General features: G+C 39.0%; 7 protein-coding genes. 4 read left to right on the top strand and 3 right to left on the bottom strand.

What is annotated here, in order from left to right; translation table 11 throughout:
- Positions 1–130: 130 nt before the first annotated feature.
- Positions 131–922 carry an ion transporter gene (locus tag VB740_RS16895; protein ID WP_323201118.1) on the bottom strand — a complete coding sequence of 264 codons (792 nt, stop codon included), beginning with the start codon at positions 920–922 and terminating at the stop codon, positions 131–133.
- An 88-nt stretch (positions 923–1010) separates the two neighbouring features.
- On the opposite strand from VB740_RS16895, the gene VB740_RS16890 reads away from it, so the two are divergent.
- A complete protein-coding gene (locus tag VB740_RS16890; RefSeq protein WP_323201122.1) occupies positions 1011–1436 on the top strand; it encodes a nucleoside deaminase in 426 nt (141 codons plus the stop codon).
- Positions 1437–1709: 273 nt separating this feature from the next.
- Here VB740_RS16890 and VB740_RS16885 read toward each other — a convergent pair whose 3' ends face one another.
- Positions 1710–2372 carry a response regulator transcription factor gene (locus VB740_RS16885; RefSeq protein ID WP_323201121.1) on the bottom strand — a complete coding sequence of 221 codons (663 nt, stop codon included), beginning with the start codon at positions 2370–2372 and terminating at the stop codon, positions 1710–1712.
- Positions 2372–3637, bottom strand: a complete 1266-nt coding sequence (locus VB740_RS16880; RefSeq protein WP_323201117.1) for a sensor histidine kinase — start codon at positions 3635–3637, stop codon at positions 2372–2374. Before VB740_RS16880 ends, VB740_RS16885 begins: the two co-directional genes overlap by 1 nt.
- 352 nt (positions 3638–3989) lie before the next feature.
- Here VB740_RS16880 and VB740_RS16875 point away from each other — a divergent pair, with 352 nt between their 5' ends.
- The 3 genes from VB740_RS16875 to VB740_RS16865 all read left to right on the top strand — a co-directional run bounded on the left by VB740_RS16875 (position 3990) and on the right by VB740_RS16865 (position 5542).
- The gene (locus VB740_RS16875) at positions 3990–4481 is read left to right on the top strand and encodes a P pilus assembly/Cpx signaling pathway, periplasmic inhibitor/zinc-resistance associated protein (protein WP_323201120.1); all 492 of its coding nucleotides are present in this window, start codon (positions 3990–3992) and stop codon (positions 4479–4481) included.
- A 203-nt stretch (positions 4482–4684) separates the two neighbouring features.
- Positions 4685–4927, top strand: coding sequence for a regulatory protein SipA (sipA, locus tag VB740_RS16870; RefSeq protein WP_323201119.1), 243 nt, complete (start codon positions 4685–4687; stop codon positions 4925–4927).
- 57 nt (positions 4928–4984) lie between these two features.
- Entirely contained in the window at positions 4985–5542 is a 558-nt protein-coding gene (locus VB740_RS16865) for a peroxiredoxin (protein ID WP_323201116.1), read from the top strand.
- The last annotated feature ends 170 nt before the right edge of the window (positions 5543–5712 follow it).

Genomic DNA, 5712 nt, shown 5'->3' with positions numbered 1-5712 from the left:
AAAACCTCTCTCTAAATCTCTCTCCTAAAAGGAGAGAGACTTTGAATTTTCCCCCCTTCCCGCGTCGGGAAGGGGGTTAGGGGGTTAGGTTTTGGTGGACTTTTCCCCATAACGTGAATGCGATCGCACCTCAATCAACCCTGCGACTAGCTAACTTAGTCCCGCACCTTTTACAAAAACCAGCATCTACATCATGGAAAGTCAAACCACAACCTGAACAAACTGTTTCTACCTGATTAGCAGTTTTCACCACTCGCTTAATTAAATCCCCTACTTGCCAAGGAATCAGCGCAATTCCGGTGAAAATCATCAGTACTGTTAGCAAGCGCCCTAATTCAGAAATTGGAACAACATCGCCAAATCCCACAGTTGTCATTGTGACAACAGAGTAATAAAAGGCATCCAAAAATGTACCGTAATTTTGAGGATTAACCGGATGCTCTACTTGATAAATTAAGCCAGAATAAATAAAAACAATTGCAAATAATGTAAATAGTATTCGCGCAAAAATCATTCCATCTTCGGTGCTGATACTGGCGAATAAAAACTTTCTATCTATAAATCTGATTAATCGTAAAATCCGAAACCATCGCAGTAGGCGGATAAAGCTGATATCCACCATTCCTAGAAAGAATGGCAAAATCGCTATTAAGTCAATAATCGAATAAAAGCTAAAAATATACTTAATTTTGTTTTCCGCACTCCAAAGACGGAGTGAATATTCCACCGCAAAGATAATGACGATCGCAGTATCGGCAACATTCAACTGAAACCGCACAGAATCAGGAATATTATAAGTTTCTGCCACAAAAATTCCTGATGATACTAGCACCATAGCGGCAAGTGTTAAATTAATCGCTTTACCTAATGGTGTTTCTAGGTCTTTTAAGTAGAATTCTGTTTCTTGTCTGCTCAGTAACATATTCGACCATTAACTAATTTTAATTCCCAGTTATAGCATTAGAAATACGATATTATAAATCATTATCCTTATGTTAACCTCAGCTTATATGAACCCAGAATATTTTATGCGTTTAGCTTTGGCAGAAGCAAAAAAAGGCGATGCGCCTTACGGTGCTGTGATTGTTAAAGATAACGAAGTTGTTGCTATAGCTCATAACACTGTAAGGAGAGACAACGATCCATCAGCCCATGCAGAAATTAACGTTATTCGTAGTTTAACAGCTAAACTTAAAAACCCTTCTTTAGAAGGTTATAGCATATATACAACTGGCGAACCTTGTCCCATGTGTGCAACTGCTTGTGTTTGGAGTGGTGTATCAGAAATTGTATATGGTGCTTCAATCCAAGATTTGATCTCGATAAATCAATCACAAATTAATATATCTTGCGAAGAAGTGATCGCTAAGTCATTTAGAAACATCAAAGTCACCAAAGGCGTTTTAAAAAATGAATGTTTGGAGTTATTTAAATAAGCTGTTACACATTTAAGTTTTCCAGATGCTAGGCGCAAATACAAGCCTAAAATGGTGCGTCATACCACTTTAATATGAAGTTGTATATCCCCTGATAAATTGGGGGACTTTGATATGATAGATGTTTTTCCGGTTCCCCCCTTATTAAGCAAGGCTAGGCGGAATCGAATTATATGCAGCTTCATAAGAAATTGGTATTATCCTAATGCAAGAATAACGCTATACAATCTAAAGGTTAAAATTACGAATTACGAATTACGAATTACGAATTATTTAACTTGGCTCATTCAAATAGGATAAATAAGTATTTGCCCAAATCGCGGCTTGAGTGCGATCGCGCAAATTTAACCTGTTTAAAATATTCGTAACATGATTTTTCACCGTCCCCTCAGAAATGTAGAGTTCCTGAGCAATTTCTCGATTACTAGCACCTGTAGCAATTAACCGCAAAACCTCTTTTTCTCTAGGAGTGAGTTCAGCTAAACTAGACGGTACAGGCGTTGACTGGGTTGGTGTACCATTAGAAAACTGAGTTAACAGCTTTTTAACTATACCTGGGCCTAATTGAGTATATCCTTTATAAACGGCACGAATAGCAACAGCTAATTCTTCTGATGGTGTATCTTTCAATAAATAACCCATTGCCCCATTTTGCAAAGCTGCTGATACATATTCATCATCATCAAAAGTCGTTAGTACTAAAATTTTAGTTTTGGCGAAACGTTTTTGAATCTCCCGCGTGGCTGCAACTCCATCCATAATCGGCATTCTGATATCCAGCAATACTACATCTGGGTGAAATTCAGCAACTAAATTAATCGCCTGTTCACCGTTTTCTGCTTCTCCCACTATCTCTAAATCTGGTTCTAATTCTAATAACGCTCTTAATCCTTGACGAATTAAACCTTGATCATCTACCAGCAATACTTTAATCATCATGTCAACCTCGTTAAAGGAATATTAACTGTAATTTTGCAACCAGAACCAGGAGCGCTATTGATGTTAAACTCACCTCCTAGTGCTAAAGTGCGATCGCGCATACTATGAAGTCCAAAACCAGTAGTATTTTGCCCTAAATCAAAACCTCTACCATTATCTTGAATTATCAATCTTAGATTTGCTTTTATCATAGTCACTTCCAGTTTTACCTCTGTTGCATAAGCATATTTAGATATATTTGTCAAAGATTCTTGAGTAATCCGGTAGATAGCGGTGTTGATTTCAGGCGGTAGAGGATATTCCAGGCTGATTTGACAAATTGGTAAAATCCCATTTGAGCGATGAAAGTTTTCTGAAAGGCTAGCGATCGCACGTTCTAAAGATTGCTCTTGTAAAGGATTAGAGCGCATAGTAGAAACAGATTGACGGACATCTCTTAGGGCTTTTGAACCTAATTCTTTTGCTGTTGCTAGAAATGTTTCAGCCTTACCTGGGTTAGATTGCCATAGTTTTAAAGCGGTTTCTAATTGCAAATTTAAAGCAGTGAGAGAATGTCCTAATGAATCATGAATTTCACGAGCAATGCGATTCCGTTCTTCTAAGGTAGCTTGATTTTCAATTTGCATAGCATATTGGCGCAGTTTTTCATTAGCGATCGCTAACTTTTCTCGACTTTGCCGTTCAGACAATACTGCATTCATCATCAACAACACAAAAACCAAACTTAAGCCAAATACCAATGATGAATTTAAAATCAAAAATCGATATCGCTCTTGTGCCTGGGGCGATGCTTGAAAACTAAATAACTGATATTTTAGTTGTGTAGTAACTAAAAATAAGGCAAATGACAAACTTGTAACAAATAAACGCCCATTTATCTGAAAAATCAGACAACTGCGAGTCACTAAAATTATGTAAAGAAAGGGGAATAGCCGAGCAAATCTCTCCCCAAAAAGTCCAATTATTAAAATTAATAAAACTTCAATGCCTGTGTATATTACCTTAGTTAACTGGTTATTCTTAGGTAATCTTAAGCCCATTGCCGCAAAAATAATCAGACTATAAATTGATAGTTCTGGCAATATGCTACAAACTGATAAGTCTGGAAACACACCACAAATTGATAGATCTGGAAACTTAGGGCGAAGACGCCGTAACGGAGGTGGTATAACAGCTGTCAATGCAGTGATTGCCAGTAATGTCCATTCCAGATAAAGCAGAGACGGAAAAGGATGTTTCTTAATTTGAATTGGACGACTCATTAGCCGCGTTGCTCCAGGTATAATTTATAAGTTATTAGTGAAGAAGTAGGAGTTAAAAATTCCGAACACTTGAGCAGCAGCTTCCGCCGCTTAAACTTTTCACCAAGTTAGAAATGAGCAGTAACTTTAAGGAAAAACTTGTTAATTAATAAACTAAATAATGGCTGATAACTTAATAATAATCAAAATTTTCATCATTTTTAACTTCTAACTATTTATTGTCAATCATGTTTGTTAAAAGTCAATCATGACTAAAGTCACGGGTAGAACCATGACTTTTTCCTCATGTAACTATTAAAGATAAGTTCTTATGATAGTGGCATCCAACCAGGAAAAACCCACCAGACAAGTAATGAAACTCAAACCATTATCGTTAGTCGCTGGAGCAATTGCTCTAACTTTAACTGCAACCTCCTTTGCTGTTAATGCCCAAACAGCCTCTCCTTCACCCTTGTTACTTGCACAAACTCCACAGAAAGGAAGGGGCGCTTGGAAAGAATTGGGTCTAACAGACGCCCAAAAAAGCCAAATTCAGGCAATTCGCCGCGATAGCCGCACCAAAATGGAGGCAGTTTTCACCCCAGAACAAAAGGCCAAGTTAGAGGCGGCGAAACAAGCACGTCAGGCTCAACGGCAAGCCGGTCAACGTCAAGCCGGTAAACGTCCAGGAAAGGGTGGTTATGGTGATTTAAATCTGACTGAAGCACAAAAAACCCAAATCCGACAAATCCGGGAGTCTGAAAAACAACAGATTCAAGCAGTCTTCACCCCCGAACAGCGGCAAAAAATAGAGCAATATCGTCAAAATGCTCCTTCACGCCGTCAACAAGGCAATCCCCAATAATAATTTTTCAAAAAATAGTTAACTTGACTGATGTCTAAGCATTGTTTTCCATAGTCAAAAATTAATAGACTTCTTGCAGAAGATGCGGAAAGGGGATGAAATTTTTCTCCTTTCCCTTTCCCTATTTATTCCCATCTCCCATTTAGTAGACTTTCAAGATAGTTATGAGTTATGAGTTAATCAAAACTCCTAGCTTGATTAAGATGTCTCAAGAATTCGCAATTGGTAGTAAAGTCCGTGTTGTGGCACTACCACCTTACGTCAAAACTGCTGAACCCATGCCCATGCTGCGCCCCCCCGATGTGATTCACATTGGCGAAGAGGGTATAGTTATTGACCGCAGACCTGGTGGATATTGGGGTATTCGCTTTACTAGAGGAGCCTTTCTCCTAGATAGTCAATACATTGAAAGTACAGATATCCCACCTGAATCTGACTCAGAGTGAGATTAGCAGCAACCAAGAATTGTAAACTTGTGTAAAGTTGTGATTCTGGTTTGCACCATGATTTCTCGCCGCACTTTTTTAAGCATATTATTTGCCAGCTGTATTTCTCTCATCAGCTGGCTGAATTTTACCCCTGCTGCTGATGCTCTTGGTGGTAAACTTCCTGCAATTAATCAACCCGCACCAGAGTTTACTTTGCCAACCAATACAGGTAATGGCAAAATTTCTCTCTCTGACTTGCGCGGTAAGTGGCTAGTCCTCTACTTTTATCCTAAAGACTTCACCTCTGGTTGTACTATAGAAGCTCGTCGTTTTCAGCAAGATTTACCCCAATACCTCGAAAAAAACGCTCAGATTATTGGCGTAAGTGCTGATGATATTGATTCTCACGCCGAATTTTGTGATTCAGAGGGACTAAAGTTCCCACTGTTGGCTGATACTGATGGTTCCGTGAGTAAAGCTTACGGTTCGTGGCTCGGCTCTTTATCGATGCGTCATAGTTTCATCATCGATCCTCAGGGCGTCTTGCGCGAGAGTTTTGTCAAAGTCAACCCAAATATTCACAGTTCAGAAGTGCTGGCACGACTAGAAAAGTTACAGTCCGCAACTTCTTAGACTTAACAAGACTTCGGGCAGACAAGTTGCTTGAGCAACTTGTTATCTGACTTTTCACGGTATCTGGAAAACCTCACTTTTATTTCTCTCTCCTAACAGGCTACGGTGTATACACAATAGACTTCTTGCATAAGTCGGGAAAAGGGCAAGGGGGAAGGGGAAAAAGTTCT

Origin of the sequence: Nostoc sp. UHCC 0251, from assembly GCF_034932245.1 — a bacterium.
In the GTDB taxonomy this organism is placed as follows: Bacteria; Cyanobacteriota; Cyanobacteriia; order Cyanobacteriales; family Nostocaceae; genus Nostoc.
The sequence above is the reverse complement of the archived record's forward strand: the minus strand, read 5'-3'. Positions and strand labels throughout refer to the sequence as shown.